Raw genomic sequence first — 21,937 nt, forward strand, 5'->3', positions numbered from 1 at the left:
GTCCACCTCGACGCCATAGACGGCGAAGACGCCGCCTTCGCGCCCGCCCGGACGGGCGCGAAGGCGGCGTCTTCGCCGTCTATGGCGTCGAGGTGGACAATGCGAACGGCAATGTCTGGGTCAGCAATACCCGCCAGGACACGATCGCGGTCTACAAGCAGGACGATCTGTCGCTGGTCAAGCAGTTCGACGTGGGCGCGGTGGTCCATTCGCGCGACATCGTCGTGGACGAGGCGAACAACCGCGCCTATGCCAGCGCCACCTTTACCCCGACCATCCAGGTCTTTGACACCGCAACGCTGGAACAGCTCGAGCCGATCGAGATCGAAACGCAGGTCCGGGGCGAGGAATTTTCCTCCATGTCGCTGGATCTGGACGAAAAGGGCGGCAAGCTGGTGACCGTCAGCCTGACCACGCCCGAAGCGGCGCTGATCGACCTGGCCTCGGGCGAGGTCAAGGTGATCGCGCTGCCCGGCACCAAGGGCGTTTCCGGCGCCGCCTATGACCCGCAGGAGGGGCTGATCTTCGCCGCCTCGCAGGGCACCGACAATCTGCTGATCGTCAAGGCGGAAACCGGCGAGGTGCTGCATGACGTGCCGGTGGGCGCGGGCGCGCTGAACGTCGCCTTCGACCCGGTCAGCCGTCTGGCCTATGTCGCCAATCGCGGCGCGGGCACGATCACCGTGGTCGACACCCAGGGCCAGATCGTGGCCAATCTGGATGCCGGCAGCCTGCCCAACCAGCTGCGCGCCGATGGCAAGGGCAATGTCTGGGCCGTGAACAAGTCGCGCGGCGAAAACGACGAGGCGGGCGACCGCATCTGGCGCATCACGCCCAAGTCGTAAGTCACGGCGATTTCAGAAAAACCGGGCCCGGCGATCATGATCGCCGGGCCTTTTTTATTGGCCGCCCGCCTGCGGAGCGCGCCGATCACGATCGGCGGCGCGTCGCTGCCCGTTAGGACTCCGTTTCCGTTCATGTCGCTATGTTACGATGCGAATGAGGAACCGAATCGGTTTTGGGCAACCTGATCGAATGAAAACTGAGCAGCGCCAGAACAGGCAGCGCCAAGACGGCTTGCGGCGGCATGGAGCCCATGCGACGGCCGGTCACGCCCGGCTGCCTTGCCATGGGCCGGGAAACAAGCCACCTGCGCCAGCCGGCCGGGCCGCGACAAGGATAACGTGATGCGGATCGTCAAGATCATTCTGACCCTTATCGTGGTGCTGGCCGCGGCCGGCGGCGGTATGTACCTGACCGACCGCATCCTGGCCAGGCAGGGCGAACAGACCGCGATGCTTGGCCCGGGCGGCAACCGTGATCCGCTGGTGGTGGAAACCGTTGCCGCCGGGGTCGAGACATTTGCCGAAAGGGTGCGTGCCGTCGGCACCGCCCGCGCCCGCCAGGCGCTGGAACTGGTGCCCGAATCCAGCGGCCGCATCGCGGAGATCCGGTTCGAGTCGGGCGACAGCGTCGAGGCGGGGCAGGTGCTCCTGCTGCTGGACGACCGCGCGGAACAGGCCGACCTGAAATCCGCCGAGGCGACGCTGGCCGAGGCGCAGGCCGCCTTTGCCCGGCAGGAAAAGCTCAATCGCAGCGGCAGCGCCTCGGACGCGGCCTATCAGACCGCCCGCGCGACCCTGCTGCGCGCCGAGGCCGAGCGCGACCGCGCCCGGATCGCGCTGGACGACCGCAGCCTGCGCGCGCCATTTTCCGGCATCGTCGGGCTGACCGATCTGGTCGAAGGGCAGATGGTCGAAACCTCGACCATCATCACCACGCTGGACGATCTGTCGGTGATCGAGGTGGATTTCAGCGTCCCCGAGGCCCTGCTGCCGCGCCTGCGGCCGGGGCAGCAGGTCGATCTGACCTCGGCCGCCTGGCCCGGCCGGATCTTCCGGGCGGGGATCAGCCGCATCGACACCCGCGTCGATGCCGCCACCCGCTCGATCGCGCTCAAGGCCCGGATCGAGAATGACGACCGGGCGCTGTCCGGCGGCATGTTCCTGCAGGCCGAATTGCTGATGGGCGAACGCCGCAACCCCGCGGTCCCGGAACGCGCCCTGACGGTCGAGGGCGCGAATACCTATGTCATGGTGGCGCAGGACGGCGTGGTCCGGCGGGTCTCGATCACCACCGGCCAGCAGCGCGACGGCCGGGTCGAGGTGACCTCGGGCCTGCCACCCTCGGCGCGGGTGATCGTGACCAACCTGCATCGCATCGCCCCCGGCATGGCGATCGAGGAACGGCCGCAGCTACAACCGCCCGAGGTCGCGGCGACCCCGAAAGCGGCCCCCGTCACGGGAGAAGGCGGATGAGCCTGCCCGATTTCTCGCTGCGCCGCCCGGTCACCGCAACGGTGCTGAACCTGCTGATCGTGCTGATCGGGGCGATGGCGCTGACCCGGCTGCCGGTGCGCGAACTGCCGCAGGTGGAATCCGCCTCGATCACCGTCTCGGTCGCCTATACCGGCGCCGCGCCGGATGTGGTGGACAGTCAGGTCACCTCGGTCATCGAGGGCGCGCTGGCCGGAATCTCCGGCATGACCTCGATGTCCAGCGAATCCGAGCGCGGCCGCATGCGCACGGTGATGACCTTCGACCCCGGCCGCAATATCGAGACGGCGGCCAATGACGTGCGCAATGCCGTCGACCGGGTGGTCAACCAGCTGCCCGAAGCGGCCGACCGTCCGCGGGTCGAAAAGAACGACAATGAAAGCGATCCGGTCATCCGGCTGAGCCTGTCCAGCTCGGCCATGACGCCGGTCGAGCTGTCGGATTATGCCGACCGTTTCCTGGTCGACCGGCTGGGGCGGCTGCCGGGCGTGGCGAATACCGCGATCTTTGGCGAACGCTCGCCCTCGATGCGGATCTGGCTGGACCAGACCCGGATGGCCGCGCATGGCATCACCACCGGCGATATCATCACTGCGTTGCAGGCCAACAATCTGGAACTGCCGGCGGGCGAGATCGAGACCGGCGCCCGGCAGTTGCAGGTGCTGGCGCAGACCCGTTTCACCTCGGCGGACAGCTTTCGCCAGATGGTGATCCGCAATGACGGCAGCCGGCCGCTGCGTCTGGGCGACGTGGCGATGATCGAGGAAGGCCCCGAGCAGCGCGAATCGTTCTTTCGCGCCAATGGGCTGGTTTCGCTGGGGCTGGGCGTGCAGCAGCAGGCGCAGGCCAATACCATCGCGATTTCCACAGCCGTCAGGGCCGAGCTGGATCGTATCCGCCCGACCCTGCCCGAAGGCATGGCGCTCAGGATCACCTCGGACGAGGCCATTTTCATCGAAAGCTCGATCGAGCAGGTGCTCAAGGTATTCGCCGAGGCGGTGGCGCTGGTCACGGCGGTGATCTTCCTGTTCCTGGGCTCGGTCCGGCTGTCGATGGTGCCGGTCGTGACCATCCCGATCTCGGCCCTGGGCGCGGCGCTGTCGATGATGGCGCTTGGTTATTCGATCAATATCCTGACCCTGTTCGCGCTGATCCTGGCCATCGGCCTGGTGGTCGATGACGCCATCGTGGTGCTGGAAAACATCCAGCGCCACCGCGCGATGGGCAAGTCGCGGGCCGAATCGGCGCGCGCCGGCGCTGCACAGGTCAGTTTCGCGGTCATCGCCACGACCGCGGTGCTGATCGCGGTCTTTATCCCGGTCAGCTTCATGCAGGGCGAAATCGGCCTGCTTTTCGCGGAATTCGGCATCGTGCTCGCGGTCGCGGTCGCGGTGTCCGGCTTTGTCGCCCTGACGCTCTCGCCGGTGCTTGCCGCGCGGGTCATGCCGCGCGAGGAGCGCCCCGGCCTGCTCACCCGCGCCATGGACCGGGTGATCCGCTGGCTGGAACATATCTACGGTGCGGCGCTGGAACGGATGATCGCGCGGCCGCTCGCGATCCTTGCCATTACCGCCTTTGCCGTGGCCGCCTCGGTCACCATCTATCAATACCTGCCGCGCGAGCTGACCCCGGCCGAGGATCGCGGTCAGGTGCAGATCTTCGTATCCGCGCCACAGGGGTCGAGCCTCGATTATACTGATGCCGCAACCCGCCGGGTCGAGGCCCTGCTGGAGCCCCTGCGCGATCAGGGCATCGTCGAAAATGTCACCACCATTGTCGGCAGCTGGGGCGAAATGCGCCGCGCGATGCTGTTCATCGATCTGGCGCCATGGGACGAACGGCAGGTCTCTGCCGATGATCTGGTCGCGCAGTTGCGGCCGCAGCTGACCGGGATCTCCGAGGTCGCGACCTTCGTTCGCGCCTCGGGCGGGCTGGGCATCGGCGGCGCGGTCGGCAATATCCGCTGGATGCTGGGCGGCCCGGATATGGAGCGCACCTCGGAATGGGCCGCGCAGATGGCGGCGAGGCTCGAGGAGGACAGCCGTCTTGCCTCGGTCGAGGTCGGCTTTTCGGCCAATCAGCCCGGCGCGGATCTGTCGATAGACCGCAATCGCGCGCAGGATCTGGGGCTGGACGCGCAGACCGTCGCGCAGACACTGCAGGTGCTGTTCGCCTCGCGCGAGGTCGGGGAATATACCAGCGACGGGCGGCAATACCCGGTCATCCTGCAGGCCTCGCCCGAGGATCGCGATTCGGTGCAGGACATGCTGGCCGTGCTCCTGCGAAACGAGCGCGGCGATCTGATCCCGCTTTCGGCATTTGCCAGTATCGAGACCGGCGCCACCACGCCCGAGATCAACCGCTACGACCGGCTGATCTCGGTCGAGATGGAGGCCGACCTGACCGAGGGGCTGGATCTGACCACCGCCATGGCCATTGTCGAGCAGGCGGTGCAGGAACTGCCCGCCGGCGCCGTGCTGGCATGGGAGGGGCGCGCCGCCGATTACCTGGAGAGTTCCGGCGGCATCGCGATGGTCTTTGTCCTGGCGCTGGCCATCGTGTTCCTGGTGCTGTCCGCGCAGTTCGAAAGCTTCCGCACGCCGCTGACCATCATGCTGACCGTGCCGCTGGGGCTGGGCGGCGCGGTGGTGACGCTGTATCTGACCGGCGGCACGGTGAACATCTTTTCGCAGGTGGGCATGATCCTGATGATCGGCATCATGGCCAAGAACGGCATCCTGATCGTCGAATTCGCCAATCAGCTGCGCCTCGCCGGCCGGCCGCTGGCCGAGGCCGCCCGCGAAGGCGCGGTGACACGGCTGCGCCCGGTCCTGATGACCACCATCGCCACGGTTCTGGGCGCAGTGCCGCTGGCCACGGCCACGGGCGCCGGGGCCGAAAGCCGCAGGGCGATCGGTGCGGTGATCGTCGGCGGGCTGAGCCTGGCCTTCGTGCTGACGCTGCTGCTGACCCCGGTGATCTATGTCCTGATCGAGCGGCTGCGCCTGCGGTCGCTGGACGAGGACCAGCCCGCCCCGGCGCCCGCCGCCGAGGGGTGATAGCGACGGCGTGTCACTCCGCGCGGGCGTGCGCCCGCGCTACAGGAACAGGCGCAGGACCAGCGGCGCGATGATTGCCGTCAGCACGGCGTTCAGCCCCATCCCGATCCCGGCAAAGGCGCCGGCGGTTTCATTGACCTGAAAGGCGCGCGCGGTCCCGATCCCATGCGCGGCGACGCCCAGCGAAAAGCCGCGCGCCCGCCAGTCGCGTATCTTCAGCGCGTTCAGCACCGGCGTCGCGACGATGGCGCCGAAAATGCCAGTCAGCAGCACCAGAACGGCGGTGATGGTGGGATCGCCGCCCAGCCCTTCGGCGATGCCGATGGCGACCGGGGCGGTGGTCGATTTCGGCGCCAGGCTGGCCAGCATGATATCGGACAGGCCGAAGGTCCGGGCGATCAGCAGGACCGACAGGATCGCGGTCAGCGATCCGGCCAGCAGTGCCGCCACCAGCGGCAGCGCCGAGCAGCGCAGGCGCTTGAGATTGTCGTAAAGCGGCATTCCCAGTGCGACCGTCGCCGGGCCCAGCATGAAATGCACGAATTTCGCGCCCTCGAAATAGGTCTGGTAGCTGGTGCCGGTAACCCCCAGCAGCAGCGCCAGGACGATCACCGCGGTCAGCACCGGGTTGGCCCAGCTTTGCCGGTCCATGCGGCGGAAAAACGTATCGCCCAGCCAATAGGCGACCAGCGTCGCCGTCAGCCACAGCAGCGGCTCCTGGGTGAGATAGCTCCAGATCAGGGCGGCATCGGTCATTGCTCGGACCCTCCCGTCCACTTCAGCACGGCGCGAAAGACCAGCGCGCCGACCGCGATCGCCAGCACGGTCGAGACCATGACCGCGATGGCGATGGCGATGCCGTCCTGCCGGAACTGGCTGAGATGGGCGACGACACCCACGCCCGCCGGCACGAAGAACAGCGACAGGTTGCCCAGCAGGGTGCCGACCACCGGCCGCAGCAGATCGGCCAGCGGTGGCCGCAGGCTGCAGGACAGGACCAGCAGCAGCAGGCCCAGCACCGGGCCGGGCAGCGACAGGCCCAGGCCGCGGGCGGCGACCTCACCGATCAGCTGAAAGCTCAGGATGATGCAAAGCGCTGGAATCATGGCGTCAGATTAGCAGGCGGGGGCTCTTGTGTTGATCCCTCAAATATTGTGGAAAACTGCGTTCCGTCGACAATATATTGTGGTTTCGGTTGACTCGGCTGTCCTGATCGCCAAAACTCGTGACATTTACGGCACAGGATGGACCCCCATTGCGTTTCGACCGGCTGCGACTGAATGGCTTCAAGAGCTTCGTGGATCCGACCGATCTGGTCATTCACGAGGGGCTGACCGGCGTGGTCGGCCCGAATGGCTGCGGCAAGTCCAACCTGCTTGAGGCGCTGCGCTGGGTCATGGGCGAAAACCGCCCCACGGCCATGCGCGGCGAGGGGATGGAGGATGTGATCTTCGCCGGCACCTCGCGCCGCTCGGCGCGCGGCCATGCCGAGGTGACGCTGACCATCGACAATTCGCAGCGCCTGGCGCCCGAGGCGGTGAACAATGCCGATTCGCTGGATATCTCGCGCCGGATCACCCGCGATGCCGGCTCGGCCTATCGCATCAACGGCAAGGAGGTGCGCGCCCGCGACGTGCAGATGCTGTTCGCCGATGCCTCGACCGGGGCGCATTCGCCGGCGCTGGTGCGGCAGGGGCAGATCTCCGAACTGATCAATGCCAAGCCCAAGGCGCGGCGCCGGATTCTGGAAGAGGCGGCGGGGATTTCGGGCCTGTACCAGCGCCGGCACGAGGCCGAGCTGAAGCTGAACGGGGCCGAAAACAACCTGACCCGTGTCGACGACACGTTGGAGCAACTTTCGGCGCAGGCCGCCAGCCTCGCCCGCCAGGCCCGCGCCGCCGCCCGCTATCGCGAGATCGGCGCCGCCCTGCGTCTGGCCGAGGGGCAGTTGCTCTATCGCCGCTGGGCCGAGGCCGAGAAATCCCGCGATCTGGCCGCCGAGGCCCTGCGCGCCGCCATCGCCGCCGCATCCGGCGCCGAGGCCGCTGCCCGCCACGCCATCGCCGCCCGCGAAGAGGCCGAAGCGCATCTGCCGCCCCTGCGCGAAGAGGAACAGGTCGCCGCCGCCATCCTGTCCCGCGCCACCGTCGAGCGCGAGGCCCTGGACGAGGCCGAATCCCGCGCCGCCCAGGCAATCCAGACCCTGCTGGCGCGCATTGCCCAGCTGGACCGCGATATCGAACGCGAAGCTGCGCTGAACCACGATGCCGGCGAGGTGATCGAGCGGCTGGAATGGGAAAAGCGCGAGCTGGACAAGGCCGGGCAGGGGCATGAGGAACGCCTTGAGGCGGCCGCCGATGCCGCGGATGAGGCCGCCGAGGCGCTGCGCGAGGTCGAGGGCAAGCTGGCCGAGCTGACCGACGAATCCGCCCGTCTGGCCGCCCGCCACCAGTCGGCCGAGCGTCTGGTGCATGACCTGCGCCAGATGCTGGACCGCGCCACCCGCGCCGCCGCCGAGGCCGAGGCCACTGCTGCCCGCGCGGCCGAGGCTGGCGAGGGGGCCGAAACCGCCCGCGCCGCCGCCGAAGAGGCGCAGGACGAGGCCCGTGAGCGTGTCGAGACCGCCGAGGACGCCCTTGCCGCCGCCGAGGAATCGCGCGGCGAGCTTGAGGCCGGGGAATCCGCCGCCCGCGCCGCCCGCGCCGAGGCCGAGGGCGAGGTCTCGGCCCTGAATGCGGAAATGGCGGCGCTGCGGCGGCTGGTCGAGCGCGGCGGCAGCGGCGGCAAATCCATTCTGGACCTTGTGCGCGTGGCGCGGGGCTATGAAACGGCCTTTGGCGCGGCGCTTGGCGACGATCTTTCCGCCGGGCTGGCGCAGGATGGCTCGGGCTGGCACGCGCTGCCGGGTTATGGCTCGGTGCAGGCGCTGCCCGGGGACGCCCAGCCCTTGGCCCCGCATGTTCAGGGGCCGGATGCGCTGGCCCGCCGCCTGTCGCAGGTCGGGCTGGTCGCCGATGCCGCGACCGGCGCCGCGTTGCAGGAATCGCTGGCCCCCGGTCAGCGGCTGGTCACGCGCGACGGCGATCTGTTCCGCTGGGACGGGATGCGAGTGATGGCGGGCGAAGCCTCGTCCTCGGCCGCGCTGCATCTGCAAAAGGTCAACCAGCTTGCCGAAATGACCGGGCAGGCCGAAGCGGCGCAGGCCCGGGCCGAGGATGCGGGCGCGACCCATCAGGCGCTGCGCGACCGGCTCTCCGCCGCGACCGAGGCCGAGAAACGCGCCCGCGACGCGCGGCGCGAGGCCGAGCGCGGTCTGTCCGATGCCGCCCGCGCCGTGACGCGCGCCGAATCGGACCTGTCCATGGCGCAAAGCCGCGCCGAATCCGCTCGCGCGGAACTGGCCCGCCACCGCGAGGATATGGGCGATGCCCGTGCCCGGCTCTCCGAGGCCGAGCGCGCGCTGGCCGATCTGCCCGACCGCGCGGCGGCGGCCGATGCCGTCGAACATGCCCGCACCGGGGTCGAGGCGGCGCGCATCGCCACCATGACCCGGCGCGGCGCGCTGGATGAACTGAAGCGCGAGGCGAATGCCCGCATCCGCCGCCTGCAGGAAATCGCCAAGGAGGAATCCGGCTGGCGGCTGCGTCTGGATCAGGCCGGCACCCGCGCCCGCGAACTGGCCAACCGCCGCGATCAGGCCGCCGGGGAACTGGAAGAGGCCGAGGCCCAGCCCGAGATCCTGGCCGAGCGCCGCGGCATCCTGACCGAGGCCGAGGGCAAGGCCGAGGCGCGGCTGGCCGCCGCCCGCGACAGGCTTGCCGCCGCCGATCAGGCCCTGCGCGCCACCTCGGAGGCCGAACGCGAGGCCGAGCGCCGCGCCTCGGAGGCGCGCGAGACCCGCGCCGCACGCGAAGCCCGCGCCGAAGCCGCCATCGAGGCCGAGGCCGGCGCCCGCGCGCGCATCGGTGAAGAGGCCGAAACCACCCCGCAGGCGCTGCTGGAATCGCTGGGCGAGGTCGAGGAAATCGCCCCCACCGAGCTTGAGGACCGCGTCGCCCGCCTGCGCCAGCAGCGCGACGCGCTTGGCGCCGTCAACCTGCGTGCCGAAGAGGACAAGCGCGAACTGGACGAGGAACGGGGCCGCCTGGGCGGCGAGAAAGACGACCTGACCGAGGCGATCCGCAAGCTGCGCCAGGGCATTGCCAGCCTGAACCGCGAGGGGCGCGAGCGACTGCTGGCCGCCTTCGACACGGTGAACGCCAATTTCACCACGCTGTTCACGCATCTGTTCGGCGGTGGCGAGGCGCGGCTGGTGCTGGTCGAATCCGACGACCCGCTTGAGGCAGGTCTGGAAATCATGTGCCAGCCGCCGGGCAAGAAGCTCAGCACGCTGAGCCTGCTGTCGGGGGGCGAACAGACGCTGACCGCGCTGGCGCTGATCTTTGCCGTCTTTCTGGCCAATCCCGCCCCGATCTGCGTTCTGGACGAGGTGGATGCGCCGCTGGACGACGCCAACGTGACCCGTTTCTGCGATCTGATGGACGAGATGACGCGCCGCACCGATACCCGTTTTCTTGTGATCACACACCACGCCGTCACCATGTCGCGCATGGACCGGCTGTTCGGCGTGACCATGGTGGAACAGGGCGTCAGCCAGCTGGTCAGCGTCGATCTGAAGCGCGCCGAGGCTCTGGTCGCCTGACATCGTTTGCGCTATCTGCGCGCTGTGGTGTGGAGGCGTGCATGCGTGTCCTGATTCTTTTTCCGGTTGCGCTGATGCTGGCCAGCTCTGTCGTGGCGGCGCAGGTGCGGGGCGACCCCGACCTGATACAGCGCATGATGGCCGATACCGGTCTGCGGGTGACGCAGCTGGCCGATAACAAGGGCGATCCGATGCTGGAAAGCCGGATTGACGATGTGCTCTTTCGCGTCCATTTCTTCGATTGTCAGGCGACCTGTGCCGCGATGCAGTTTTCGGCCGGGTTTCAGCTGGACGCGCCCCTGCCGATCGAGATGGCCAATCTGTGGAACCGCGAGCGGCGCTTTGGCCGGGTCTATCTGGATCGCGACGGCGATCCCTTCATCGAGATGGATATCGGGCTGACCGGCGAAGGTATCGGGCGCCGGAATTTCAAGGATGCGCTGGACATCTGGCGCGTTTTGCTGAACGATTTCCGCGATTTCATCGACTGGTAGGGGAATGGCATGACAATCGAGACAAGGCTGGCCGAACTGGGGATCGAATTGCCGGACGCGCCGGCCCCTGCGGCGAATTACGTGCCCTATGTGATCTCGGGCGATCTGCTTTACGTCTCGGGGCAGATCAGCACGGTCAAGGGCCGGCTGGGCGCCGATCTGACGGTCGAGGACGGGGCCGGGGCCGCGCGCAGCTGCGGGCTGGCCCTGCTGGCACAGGCGCGCGCGGCACTGGGGTCGCTGGACCGGGTCAGGCGTGTGGTCCGGCTGGGCGCTTTCGTGAACTCGACGCCCGAATTCACCGATCAGCCCAAGGTGGTCAATGGCTGCTCGGACCTGATGGTCGAGGTGTTCGGCGACAAGGGCCGGCACGCCCGCGCCGCCGTATCCGCCCCGGCGCTGCCCCTGGGCGTGGCGGTCGAGATCGACGGCATATTCGAGATCGAGTGATGCCGCTGCATCCGGGTTTTCTGCGCCTGCCGATCGCCCATCGCGGTTTGCACGGGCCGGGCGTGCCGGAAAACAGCATGGCGGCCTTTCGCGCCGCCATCGCGGCGGGTTACGGCATCGAATGCGACATCCAGCGCGCCGGCGACGGCACGGCGATGGTGTTTCACGACGATGACCTGCCGCGCCTGACCGGCGTCCGGGGCCGGCTTGCCGATCTTGACCGCGCGGCGCTGGCGGAATTGCGGCTCATGGGCACGGATCAGCCCATCCCGACCCTGCGCGAAATGCTGGCCGAGGTGGCCGGCAGGGTCCCTCTGCTGATCGAGATCAAGGATCAGAGCCTGCGCTCGACCGAGGCGGTGGGGGACCTGCAGGACAGCGTGGCCGGCTTGCTGGCCGATTATGCCGGCCCGGTGGCGGTGATGTCCTTCAACCCGCATACGGTCGCGGCATTTCACAAGGCGGCGCCCGGCGTGCCGGCGGGGCTGGTGACCTGCGGCTATTCGGCCCTGGACTGGCCGGCGCTGGATCGGCCGAGGCGCGAACATCTGGCCCGGATCGCGGATTTCGACCGGGTGGGCGCCGTATTCGTATCGCATGACCGCAAGGATCTGCAAAACCCGGCCCTGCTGGCGCTGAAGGCGCGCGGCGTGCCGGTGCTGAGCTGGACCATCCGCTCGCCCGGACAAGAGGCCGAGGCGCGGCGCGTGGCCGACAATATCACCTTCGAGGGCTATCTGCCGCGCCTGTCCTGACAGCCTGTCGGGGGAGGGGAGAATATGAGCAGCGCAAGGGTCGTGACCGGCCTGCCATGTCACCGGCACAAACGTGGAAGTTACCGGCGGGCGCTGACAAAGCCGGGCGGGACGCCTATCTTGCCGGCATGAGCGAGTTGACCGTCTCCGTCCTGTCCGCGATCTCTGGCATCGACCCGGCCGAATGGGATGGCTGCGGGGCGGATGCGAACCCGTTCACCACGCATCGCTTTCTGGCCGCGCTCGAGGCCTCGGCCTCGGTTGGCGAAGGGACCGGCTGGCATCCCAGCCACCTGATCGCGCGGCTGGATGGCAAGGTGGCGGGCGTCGCGCCCTGCTATGTCAAGACCCACAGCCAGGGCGAATATATTTTCGATCACGCCTGGGCGCATGCCTATGAACGCGCGGGCGGGCGCTATTACCCGAAACTGCAATGCGCGGTGCCCTTCACCCCGGTGACCGGGCCGCGGCTGATATCCGCGATTCCGGCGGTGCAGGGCGCGCTGCTGCAGGCCATGGCGCAGGTGGCGCGGCAATCCGGCCTGTCGGGCGCGCATGTCACCTTTTGCAGCGCGGCCGAGGCGGCGCTTGGCGAAGAGGTCGGCTATCTGAGCCGGGCCAGCGAACAGTTCCACTGGCAGAATGACGGCTATGCGGCCTTCGACGATTTCCTGGGCCGGCTGTCCTCGCGCAAGCGCAAGGCGATCCGCAAGGAACGCGAACGCGCGCAGGCCTTTGGCGGCAGCATCCGCAGCCTGCGCGGCGACGAGATCCTGCCCGCGCATTGGGATGCGTTCTGGCATTTCTATCAGGATACCGGCGGGCGCAAATGGGGCAGCCCCTATCTGACGCGCGCGTTCTTCGACATCCTGCACGACACGATGCGCGACGATTGCCTGCTGGTCCTGGCCGAGCGTGACGGCCGCCCCATCGCCGGCGCGCTGAACCTGATCGGGCGCGATGCGCTATACGGCCGTTACTGGGGCTGTATCGAGGATCACCCGCATCTGCATTTCGAACTGTGCTATCACCGCGCCATCGACTGGGCGATCGCGCAGGGGCTGGCGCGGGTCGAGGCCGGCGCGCAGGGCGAGCACAAGCTGGCGCGCGGCTACATGCCCAGCCAGACCCATTCCCTGCACTGGGTCGCCGACGAGGGCTTTCACAAGGCCATCGCGGACTACCTGCGCCGCGAGCGCGACGCCGTCGGCCAGGAGATGGCCCTGCTGACCGAAATGGGACCGTTCCGGCGCGGCTAGTTGCGCCGGAACTGCCGGAAGGCGGCCGACGCGCCCCAGCCCGCCGCAATCGCGATGGCCAGCGACATGATCCCGTAGACAAAGGGATATTCCAGCGCCAGCCGATACAACCACCGCTCCAGCCCGACCTTGCGCACCTCGATCGGCGCGCGGAATGTGTCGAGCACCTCGCCCCCGCGCAACAGGAAGATGCGCGCGCTATAGGCGCCCTCGATCAGGTTCGAGGGCAGGCGGACATCGGCCCGGAACAGCGTATTCTCGACCAGCCGCACGGCGCCGTTGTCCTGCCGGTAATAGCCCGAATTCTGGCGCAGGCGGACCAGCGCCTCGGTATAGGGAACGGCGTCCTCGACCTCCAGCGGGCCGGCAAAGCTGCGCATGACCAGCGGTACGGAAATGCGATGCACCTGATCCTGCTGCGGCGTCAGGATCAGATGCAGCGGCCGGGTCGAGGCGATGACATAGAAATTCGGTGCGGCCCCGATATCGACGCGGCCGGTATTCACCCATACGCCCAGCTTGCGTTCCTTGTGGCGCACGGTCACCGCCTCGGACGGGCCGGCGACGGCGACGACGACGTCCAGCGGATCGTCGGCGGGAATCGGGGCCTGTCGCTTGACGGCGCCGTAGATGATGATCTCGGACCCGTCGAAGCTGGTGGTGATGTCGATATTCTCGCGCGAAATCCCGGCCACGATCTTTTCCGGCGGTTCCTTCTCGGGCGATTCGGGCGCGGCATCCTGCGCCCGTGCCGGCAGCGCGATGGCCAGCAGGGCGGTCAGCAGCAACGGGACAAGAGGCCGGGTCATTGCAGCAATCCCGTGGTGACGGAATAAAGCTCGTCCGGGCGCAGGAACAGGTCCAGCGCCAGCTTGGCGCAGACCGCCAGCACCAGCAGCGCCAGCAGGATGCGCAATTGCTCGGCCCGCAGGCGGGTGCCCAGCTGCGTGCCGATCTGCGCGCCGACGACGCCGCCGACGATCAGCAGCACCGCCAGCATGACATCCACCGTGTTCGAGGATACCGCATGCATCAGCGTCGTATAGGCCGACAGGAAGGTGATCTGGAACAGCGAGGTGCCGATGACCACCTTGGTCGGCATGCCCAGCAGGTAGATCATCGCCGGCACCATGATGAAACCGCCGCCCACGCCCATGATCGCGGCCAGAACGCCGACCGCCGCGCCGACCAGCAGCACCGGGATCGAGCTGATATAAAGGCCCGAGGCGCGGAACTTGATTTTCAGCGGCCATTTATGCACCCAGCCATGCTGATGCCGCCGCATCGGCTTGATCGGGCCGCTGACCCGCGTGCGGCGCAGGGCGCGCAGGCTTTCCTGAAACATCATCCCGCCGATCAGGCCCAGAAAGATGACATAGCAAAGCTGCACCACCAGATCGACCTGGCCCAGCCTTTGCAGCATGTTGAACAGCAGCACGCCGATGGACGAGCCGACAAGCCCGCCCGCCAGCAGCACCCAGCCCATGCGGAAATCGACGGTCTTGCGCTTGACATGCGCCAGCACACCCGAAAAGGACGAGGCAACGACCTGATTGGCCCCGGTGGCGACGGCAATGGGGGGCGGAATGCCGATGAAGAACAGCAGCGGCGTGATCAGAAAGCCGCCGCCGACGCCGAACAGGCCCGACATCAGACCGACGAGACCGCCCAGCCCGATCAGGGTAAAGGCGTTCACCACAACCTCGGCAATGGGAAGGTAGATCTGCATGTCCTGTCCGGTCGGTTGTCTTTCCTGCTTCTGCTTTGGAAACCACGCGCTGTCAAACGCACATGGCATGCGTCCTGCGGGTTGTCGCAGGCGCGCCGCACGGATAATCATTGTCTGACGGACGGATAACGGCTGGCGGCCGGCGCGTCCATGGCCTTGCGGAGATATTGATGCGAATTCTGCTTACCAATGACGATGGTATCAACGCGCCGGGGCTCGAGGCGCTCGAGGCCATCGCCACGGAACTCGCGGGGCCGGGCGGCGAGGTCTGGACCGTCGCCCCCGCCTTTGAGCAATCGGGCGTCGCGCATTGCATCAGCTATGTCCACCCGACCCTGATCGCGCGGCTGGGGCCGCGCCGCTACGCGGCCGAGGGCTCGCCGGCGGATTGCGTGCTGGCGGCGATTGCCGACGTGCTCAAGGGCAATCCGCCCGATCTGGTCCTGTCGGGGGTGAACCGGGGCAATAATTCGGGCGAGAACGTCATGTATTCCGGCACCATAGGCGGCGCCATGGAGGCCGCCCTGCAGGGTCTGCCGGCCATCGCGCTGTCGCAATACATGGGCGAGCGCACCTCGGAACTGGACGACCCGTTCGAGGGCGCGCGCGTTCATGGCCCAGGGCTGATCCGGCAATTGCTGGACCATGGCGACTGGACCTCGGACGAGGATTTCCGCCTGTTCTACAATATCAACTTTCCGCCCTGCGATGCCGCCTCGGTCAAGGGGGTGCGGGTCGCGCCCCAGGGGCGCCGGCATGGCGTGCGCTTCGAGGTCGAGCCGTATCACGCGCCGAACGGGCGGCGCTTCATGTGGATCATGGGCGGCTCGCAGACCGCGCCCGCGACGCCGGGCAGCGATGTCGATGCGAACATGCAGGATTACATCTCGGTGACGCCGATGCGGCCCGACCTGACCTGCCATGCCTCGCTCGCCGCGCTGCGCGATGCGCTGGAACAGGGGTAAGCCCGGGGATGAGCGACGATCCCGATATCGCCGAGCGCAAGATGCGCTTTCTGTTCCAGCTGCGCCAGCGCGGCGTGACCGATCCGCGCGTGCTGGAGGCGATGGAGCGGATCGATCGCGGCGAGTTCGTGCGCGGCCATTTCGAGGATCGTGCCTATGAGGATACGCCGCTGCCCATCCCCTGCGGCCAGACGATCAGCCAGCCCTCGGTCGTGGGGCTGATGACGCAGGCGCTGGAGGTCGGGCCGCGCGACAAGGTGCTGGAAATCGGTACCGGCTCGGGCTATCAGGCCGCGATTCTGTCGCTCTTGTGTCGGCGGGTCTATACGGTGGACCGCCATCGTCGTCTGGTGACCGAGGCCGAGGTGATCTTTCGCCATTTCGGCCTGTCAAATATCACCGCCATGGTTGCCGACGGCTCGCGCGGATCGCCGGAACAGGCGCCCTTTGATCGCATCATGGTGACCGCCGCGGCCGAGGATCCGCCCGGGCCGCTCTTGGCGCAGTTGAAGATCGGCGGTATCATGGTGGTGCCGGTCGGGCAGTCGGACGCGGTCCAGACCCTGATCCGCGTTCGGCGCGGTGAGAACGGCTTTGATTATGACGAATTGCGGCAGGTTCGCTTCGTGCCGCTGGTCGAGGGGTTGGGACAGACATGACCTCCGGCCGAGCAGAGTGAGGAACGGGCAGATGGCGAAAATCGGGAAGCTGGCATTGGTCGCGGGCGCGGCACTGACCTTGGCGTCCTGCGGGCCGAATGGCGGGCTGGATTTCAGAAATTTCGACCCGGACCTGCGCGGTTGGGGCGGTGGCGGGCTGGACACGGCGCAGGCGGCAGCCCGCGCGGCGCCGCGACCCACGCCCGATCAGCGCGGCGTGATTTCCTATCCCGGCTATCAGGTTGCCATCGCGCGGCAGGGGGATACCGTCGCGACCATCGCCGCGCGCCTGTCTCTTGATGCGGGGGAACTGGCCCGCCATAACGCGATCGGCGAGAATACCGTGCTGAACCCCGGCGCGGTGGTGGCCCTGCCGCGCCGCGTCGCGGCCGGTGCTGCGGCGCCGGTCGTGTCATCGACCGGGCAGGTCAGCGATCCGTTCGCAGGGCAGGGGGTGAAGCAACCCACTGCCCCGGCCGGTGCCCAGGAGGTCACGTCGAGCACGCTTCCCGCCAGCAGCCAGCCCCGGCAGCATGTCGTCGCCTCGGGCGAAACAGCCTGGTCCATTGCCCGGCGATATGATGTTTCGGTCGACGATCTGGCCCAATGGAACGGGCTGTCCTCGGACATGGCGCTGCGTGTCGGCCAGCGCCTGCTGATCCCGGTCGCGGGCCAGGCGCAGCCGGCCGGCGCCACGGTGACGGCCCCGGGTTCGGGGAGTCCGACGCCGCGCCCGCCCTCGGCCGCGAAGCCGTTGCCGGCCGAAAAGACCCAGCCGGTCGCCTCGCCCGTCAACAAACCCAGCAGCCCCGATCTGGGCAAGACCCGCACCGCGGCCTCGCGCAGCGGCAATTTCCGCATGCCCGTCAGCGGCGCGATCATTCGCACCTATGAGAAGGGCAAGAACGAAGGTATCGACATTTCCGCGACGCCTGGCAGCTCGGTCGTGGCGGCGGGCGGCGGGACCGTGGCCGCCATCACCCGCGATGTCGACCAGGTTCCGATCATTGTCATCCGTCACGACGGCAATCTGATGACCGTCTATGCCGGGCTGGAGGATGTCTCTGTCAGCAAGGGGCAGAAGGTCAGCGCCGGCACGGCCCTGGGCAAGGTGCGCAGCCAGGGTGTCGTCCATTTCGAGGTCCGCAACGGTTTCGACAGCGTCGATCCCGAAAAATACCTTGGCTGAGAACGAACGCGCCGGACGGGACGGAAAGCAGGGCTGACATGGTGCCGCGTCCGGCAGCTGTTCATTGCCGGGGCGCGGCATGCCCATGGCCGGCGCTGCGGCCGGCGATCAATCCTCTTCGCACATCTGGCGCAGGGTCTGTTCGATCTCGTGCCGGATCATCTGCTGCAGGTTGCGGCTTAGCCGGTTTCCGACTTCGCCCTGCAGTTCCTGCCGGATCGCATCCCGGATCATGCCGCGCAGATGGGTGCCCTTTTGCGAATCCTTGTCGCTGCGCGAGAACAGATGCGGCTCGGCGCCGCCTGCCTGGGTGTCATCCATCTGGAGCGCAGCTTCGACCGCGGGGTTGATCGGGGTCACGGGGGTGTTGGTTTGCAGCATGGTTTCCTCATTATGCATGGTGTCGGAGTCCGAATCCTCGGCATCGGATGTGGCGAGGTCTGCCGGCCGGTCATCTTCCCGTTCCCTGTGCCGAGCCGCATCTGCGGAACGATCCACCGGTTGGGTTTCGACGGAGTATTCGATCAGGGCGCGCGGTCGCGGCCGGTCGGCCGGATCGATATCGGAACCGGCCCCCGGCGATGGATCGCGGGAGGGTGGCCTTTGGTCGGCCGCCTCGTCCGCCACTGGTCCCGGGGCGGCGGCGGCTTCTTGCGATGGTTTGTCGCTGTCGTTTTCGTGGCCGGTTCCCGGAGCGACCAGCTTGCTGCCGTCCAGCCTGAGCGGCAGCGGTTCGCCCGCAGTCGGGCCGGCCGCTTTTGCGGGACCAGCGCCGGCGAGGCCGGGCAGGCTGTTCAACAGGCGATCGGGAATTTTTGCGCCGGCTTCGTCCTGGGCGATCAATCGCCGGATCGAGGCCAGCACATCCCCGACATTGTCCGAGCCGTGTGATGGTGTCGCAGGGCGCATCATGTCATGTCGCATGAGGCGCCCCCTTGTTCAGGGCGGAATTATTCCTGTCCGATAGCGCGCAGCACGCGATCGAGGCTTTTGCCCTGTCTGCTGGTATAGGGTGCGTCTTGCACCGCATTGTAATAGGCCGATGGGTCATAGGTGGGAATCCCCAGTCTCAGGTTTTCTACCGTCAACAAACCCATAGCAGCCAAGAGTTGATAATGTGCTAACTGCAGATTGGCTTCCGCAGTAATCTTGCTGGCGCGTGCCGCGATCAGCGATTGTTCGGCTTCCAGGACGTCCAGGGTGGTCCGCGCGCCCAGCGTGGCCTCTTCGCGCACGCCGTTATAGGCCTGTTCCGCCGCGACGATCTGTTCGTCGATCGAGACGATCTGTGCCTGCGCGACATCGATCGATGCCCAGGCATTCGCCACGGCGGCATTGACCTGGCGCGAGGTGTTCAGCAGCACGGCGCGCGCCGAATCGCGATTCGCCATCGCCCTGCGATGCTGCGCCGGCAGACGCCCGCCCGAATAGAGGGTCTGGGACATCTGGATCGAGGCGCTGCCCTGTGTCGCATATTCTGTCGAGAGCGTCGCGTTCGCATTGCTGCGCTGACGTTCGATGCCCAGCGTGCCGGTCAGGTTCGGGCTTCGCTCGGCCGCGGCGGCGCCGACGGCCAGTTCCGAGGCCGAGGTCTGGCGCCGCGCCTGGGTGATCGCCGGATGCGTGCGCTGCGCGACCCCGCGCGCGGCATCCAGATTCGCGGGCAGCGAGGGCAGGGGCGGCGGCGCCGCCAGCGCCGAAGGATAGGCGCCGGTCGAGGTGTGATAGGCCTCGCGCGCGATTTCCAGATCGCCCTCGGCCGCGGACAGGTTGGCGCGCGCCTCGGCGAGCGCGGCATCGGCCTGGGCCACGTCGGTCTGGGTGATCTCGCCCACATCGAAGCGATCGGTCGCGGCCTGCTGTTCCTGGCCGATCACGCGGACCGAGTTGGTCTGCAATTCGACCTGTTCCGTGGCGCTGCGCACGTCCAGATAGGCCTGCACCGCACCCAGCAGCACGTCCTGCTCGATCCCGACCAGGGCGGCGCGGGTCGCCAGCACGGTTTCCTTGGCGATGTCGATGGCAAAGGCGTTGCGGCCCCAGTCGTAAAGCGTGATCTGGGCCTGCAGCGCGATGCCGGTGGTCTGCGTGTCGAGACCGTCGCTATAGTTATAGGTGTGCTCGGCGACCCACTGGATGATCGGGCGCAGCTCGGCCAGGGCGGCGGCGGCGTCCTCATCGGCGGCGCGCAGCACTGCCCGGTTCTGCTCGAGCAGGGCCGAGTAGCGATAGGCGGCGACCATCGTGTCCGCCAGCGTTTGGGCCGAGGCCGGCAGGGCGGTCAGCGCCGCGAGCAGGGCGGCGGTCAGCGGGCTCCGCAGAGCCTTCAGCGATTTGCGCAACATCTGTCTGCCTTTCCGGTCGGGGCTCACAATACAAAACCTTGTTGCCGCGCGAAGCCCGGCAATACTGGCGCGGCGGCGTTGAAGGCGAAGCGCCAGTTGATCCGGCCATCCAGCTTGTGGCCGATCCGGACGATGCCCAGGTTCTTGTCCAGAAACAGGGCGACGACGCGGCCGCCCTCGTTCAGCTGTTCGGCCAGCGGCGCGGGAAATTCCTCGATCGCGCCCTCGATCAGCATGGCGTCATAGGGACCCTGGCTGGCGCAGCCTTCGCTGAGCGCCCCCCGGACCACCGCGACGTTGAACACATCCTGTGCGGTCAGCCGGCCTTCTGCCTCGGCCACCATGGTCTCGTCCTCCTCGACGGCCACGACCGCCTCGGCGATGCGCGCCATCAGCGCGGCACAATAGCCGTAGCCGCAGCCGACATCCAGCACCAGATCCGAGCCTTGCAGGTTCAGCAACTCGATCATCTTGCCCAGCGTTCTCGGCTCCAGCAGGACACGCCCGGCCGCCAGATCGATATTTTCGCCGGCATAGGCGATGTCCCGAAGCGAGTCGGGCACGAACTGCTCGCGCGGGACGTTCAGCATGGCCTCGATCACCGGATAGCTGGTTACATCGTTCGGGCGGACCTGGGTGTCGACCATCAAGGTGCGACGCTGTGCGAAATCGGTCATGTAGCGAACTCTGCTCTTGATTTGCTTTGGCGAACTATTGCCATGAAAATCCTGTGCGGGCAACGGCAGGCGCCACCATTGCCCCGGCTCTGCCGTCATGTCATGTCTGGGTCATGGACGAATATCTGTTTCCGCCCCCTCCTGTCGCATCGCTGCCGGTCCTCGCCGAGAGCCGGCGTTTTCCGGTCGGGCGCATCTTTTGCGTCGGCCGCAATTACGCCGCCCATGCCGCCGAGATGGGGGCCGAGGTCGATCGCGAGGCGCCGTTCTATTTTCTGAAATCGGCCCATGCGGTCCTGCACAGTGGCGAAACGCTGCCATATCCACCCGGGACTGGCGATCTGCACCACGAGATCGAGCTTGCCGTGGCGATCGGCGCGCCGGCTTTCCGCATTCCGGCGGCGCAGGCCGAGGCCGCCATCTGGGGTTACGGATCGGCGCTGGACATGACCCGGCGCGACCTTCAGGCCAGAGCCAAGGCCAAGCAGCGCCCCTGGGATCTGGGCAAGAATTTCGAGGGCGGCGCGGTCCTGTCGCCGCTGACCCGGGCGGCTGATTTCCGCCCCGAGGGGCAGCGCATTCACCTTGAAGTGAACGCGGCGGTGCGGCAGGATTCGGTGATTTCGGACATGGTCTGGTCGATCGGCGAGCTGATTTCCGATCTTTCGCATTATTATCACCTCGCGCCGGGGGACCTGATTCTGACCGGCACGCCAGCCGGGGTCGGGGCCGTCGTGGCGGGCGACCGGCTGAGCGGCAGCGTGCAGGGCCTGGCCGCGGTCGAACTGACCATAGGCGCGGCGGAATAGCGGCTAGTCCGGCTCCTGCCATTCCATGATCATCTGGGTCTGGGTCACGATCGCGGCAACCTTGCCATCGCCGCGGGTGATGGTGGTCTGCAGCACCATGGTCTTGCCGCCCTTGTGCAGCACGATGCACCGCGCATGCGCGACATCGCCGGTGCGGACCGGACGCAGGAAGTTGGTCTTGCTTTCGATGGTGGTGGTGGCCTCGCCGCGATGCAGGTTCATGAAGGCGGCGGTGCCGCCGGCATGGTCGGCCAGCCCCATGACCGCGCCGCCATGCAACACGCCGTTATGATTCGACAGCGCGGGCGTGGCGGTCATCCTTGCCAGCACTTCCGCCTTGCCGGCCGAGATCAGCCGGATTCCGAGTGAATCGGAAAAGGGCGATTCTTCCCGGTATTGAAGAGGTTGAGCGTCGTTCATGCAATGTCCCGATCCTGCCGGCATCGTGAGGTCGGCGAGCGCCACAGTCAATCGGTAGGATTGCCCTGACCGCGCGATCCCGCGTCCGG

20 protein-coding genes are annotated in these 21,937 nt (G+C 67.5%); 12 read left to right on the plus strand and 8 right to left on the minus strand.

What is annotated here, in order from left to right; translation table 11 throughout:
* The 3 genes from IT41_RS03660 to IT41_RS03670 form a co-directional block, all read left to right on the plus strand.
* The coding region (locus IT41_RS03660) for a Vgb family protein (protein ID WP_462498363.1) at positions 1–845 on the plus strand (845 nt) is incomplete at its 5' end.
* 342 nt (positions 846–1,187) lie between these two features.
* On the plus strand, positions 1,188–2,318 hold the full coding sequence (locus tag IT41_RS03665; RefSeq protein WP_139221596.1) for an efflux RND transporter periplasmic adaptor subunit: 1,131 nt from the start codon (positions 1,188–1,190) through the stop codon (positions 2,316–2,318).
* Positions 2,315–5,395, plus strand: a complete 3,081-nt coding sequence (locus IT41_RS03670) for an efflux RND transporter permease subunit (RefSeq protein WP_036738859.1) — start codon at positions 2,315–2,317, stop codon at positions 5,393–5,395. The genes IT41_RS03665 and IT41_RS03670 overlap by 4 nt, the downstream gene beginning before the upstream one ends.
* A gap of 39 nt (positions 5,396–5,434) precedes the next feature.
* Here IT41_RS03670 and IT41_RS03675 read toward each other — a convergent pair whose 3' ends face one another.
* Together IT41_RS03675 and IT41_RS03680 are read right to left on the minus strand one after the other, a co-directional pair.
* Positions 5,435–6,151 (minus strand): LrgB family protein, encoded by a 717-nt coding sequence (locus tag IT41_RS03675; RefSeq protein ID WP_036738860.1) that lies wholly within the window; start codon positions 6,149–6,151, stop codon positions 5,435–5,437.
* A complete protein-coding gene (locus tag IT41_RS03680; protein ID WP_036738861.1) occupies positions 6,148–6,501 on the minus strand; it encodes a CidA/LrgA family protein in 354 nt (117 codons plus the stop codon). Before IT41_RS03680 ends, IT41_RS03675 begins: the two co-directional genes overlap by 4 nt.
* 149 nt (positions 6,502–6,650) lie before the next feature.
* Between IT41_RS03680 and smc the strand changes: the two genes are divergently transcribed.
* From smc to IT41_RS03705, 5 genes are all read left to right on the plus strand, one after another.
* Positions 6,651–10,097 carry a chromosome segregation protein SMC gene (gene smc / locus IT41_RS03685; protein ID WP_036738862.1) on the plus strand — a complete coding sequence of 1,149 codons (3,447 nt, stop codon included), beginning with the start codon at positions 6,651–6,653 and terminating at the stop codon, positions 10,095–10,097.
* 41 nt (positions 10,098–10,138) lie between these two features.
* Positions 10,139–10,591: a YbjN domain-containing protein gene (locus tag IT41_RS03690; protein WP_036738863.1), complete on the plus strand. Its 453-nt coding sequence runs from the start codon at positions 10,139–10,141 to the stop codon at positions 10,589–10,591.
* Between the two features lie 9 nt (positions 10,592–10,600).
* Complete coding sequence (locus IT41_RS03695; RefSeq protein WP_036738864.1) at positions 10,601–11,041, plus strand: RidA family protein; 441 nt, start codon at positions 10,601–10,603, stop codon at positions 11,039–11,041.
* On the plus strand, positions 11,041–11,796 hold the full coding sequence (locus tag IT41_RS03700; RefSeq protein WP_036738865.1) for a glycerophosphodiester phosphodiesterase family protein: 756 nt from the start codon (positions 11,041–11,043) through the stop codon (positions 11,794–11,796). The genes IT41_RS03695 and IT41_RS03700 overlap by 1 nt, the downstream gene beginning before the upstream one ends.
* A gap of 128 nt (positions 11,797–11,924) precedes the next feature.
* A complete protein-coding gene (locus IT41_RS03705; protein WP_036738866.1) occupies positions 11,925–13,055 on the plus strand; it encodes a GNAT family N-acetyltransferase in 1,131 nt (376 codons plus the stop codon).
* Here IT41_RS03705 and IT41_RS03710 read toward each other — a convergent pair.
* Both IT41_RS03710 and IT41_RS03715 read right to left on the minus strand, forming a co-directional pair.
* Complete coding sequence (locus IT41_RS03710; RefSeq protein WP_036738867.1) at positions 13,052–13,864, minus strand: TIGR02186 family protein; 813 nt, start codon at positions 13,862–13,864, stop codon at positions 13,052–13,054. The genes IT41_RS03705 and IT41_RS03710 overlap by 4 nt on opposite strands.
* Complete coding sequence (locus IT41_RS03715; protein WP_036738868.1) at positions 13,861–14,784, minus strand: sulfite exporter TauE/SafE family protein; 924 nt, start codon at positions 14,782–14,784, stop codon at positions 13,861–13,863. Before IT41_RS03715 ends, IT41_RS03710 begins: the two co-directional genes overlap by 4 nt.
* A gap of 170 nt (positions 14,785–14,954) precedes the next feature.
* Here IT41_RS03715 and surE point away from each other — a divergent pair, with 170 nt between their 5' ends.
* The 3 genes from surE to IT41_RS03730 are packed head-to-tail and all read left to right on the plus strand — an operon-like array spanning position 14,955 to position 17,597.
* The gene (gene surE / locus IT41_RS03720) at positions 14,955–15,749 is read left to right on the plus strand and encodes a 5'/3'-nucleotidase SurE (RefSeq protein WP_036738869.1); all 795 of its coding nucleotides are present in this window, start codon (positions 14,955–14,957) and stop codon (positions 15,747–15,749) included.
* A gap of 8 nt (positions 15,750–15,757) precedes the next feature.
* Positions 15,758–16,408 (plus strand): protein-L-isoaspartate(D-aspartate) O-methyltransferase, encoded by a 651-nt coding sequence (locus IT41_RS03725; RefSeq protein ID WP_036738870.1) that lies wholly within the window; start codon positions 15,758–15,760, stop codon positions 16,406–16,408.
* Between the two features lie 31 nt (positions 16,409–16,439).
* Complete coding sequence (locus tag IT41_RS03730; protein ID WP_036738871.1) at positions 16,440–17,597, plus strand: LysM peptidoglycan-binding domain-containing protein; 1,158 nt, start codon at positions 16,440–16,442, stop codon at positions 17,595–17,597.
* A gap of 108 nt (positions 17,598–17,705) precedes the next feature.
* Here the strand turns inward: IT41_RS03730 and IT41_RS03735 are convergent, their stop codons facing one another.
* From IT41_RS03735 to IT41_RS03745, 3 genes are read right to left on the minus strand one after another with little or no spacing between them, the layout of a single operon-like run.
* The gene (locus IT41_RS03735; RefSeq protein ID WP_036738872.1) at positions 17,706–18,521 is read right to left on the minus strand and encodes a hypothetical protein; all 816 of its coding nucleotides are present in this window, start codon (positions 18,519–18,521) and stop codon (positions 17,706–17,708) included.
* Positions 18,522–18,547: 26 nt separating this feature from the next.
* On the minus strand, positions 18,548–19,942 hold the full coding sequence (locus IT41_RS03740) for a TolC family outer membrane protein (RefSeq protein ID WP_052081262.1): 1,395 nt from the start codon (positions 19,940–19,942) through the stop codon (positions 18,548–18,550).
* A 23-nt stretch (positions 19,943–19,965) separates the two neighbouring features.
* Entirely contained in the window at positions 19,966–20,619 is a 654-nt protein-coding gene (locus IT41_RS03745; RefSeq protein WP_036738873.1) for a protein-L-isoaspartate O-methyltransferase family protein, read from the minus strand.
* A gap of 113 nt (positions 20,620–20,732) precedes the next feature.
* On the opposite strand from IT41_RS03745, the gene IT41_RS03750 reads away from it, so the two are divergent.
* Positions 20,733–21,428, plus strand: coding sequence for a fumarylacetoacetate hydrolase family protein (locus tag IT41_RS03750; protein WP_036738874.1), 696 nt, complete (start codon positions 20,733–20,735; stop codon positions 21,426–21,428).
* A 3-nt stretch (positions 21,429–21,431) separates the two neighbouring features.
* On the opposite strand, the gene IT41_RS03755 is transcribed toward IT41_RS03750, so the two are convergent.
* Positions 21,432–21,848 (minus strand): PaaI family thioesterase, encoded by a 417-nt coding sequence (locus IT41_RS03755; protein ID WP_036738875.1) that lies wholly within the window; start codon positions 21,846–21,848, stop codon positions 21,432–21,434.
* Positions 21,849–21,937 lie beyond the last annotated feature (89 nt).

It is taken from the genome of Paracoccus halophilus (assembly GCF_000763905.1).
GTDB classification, from domain to species: domain Bacteria; phylum Pseudomonadota; class Alphaproteobacteria; order Rhodobacterales; family Rhodobacteraceae; genus Paracoccus; species Paracoccus halophilus.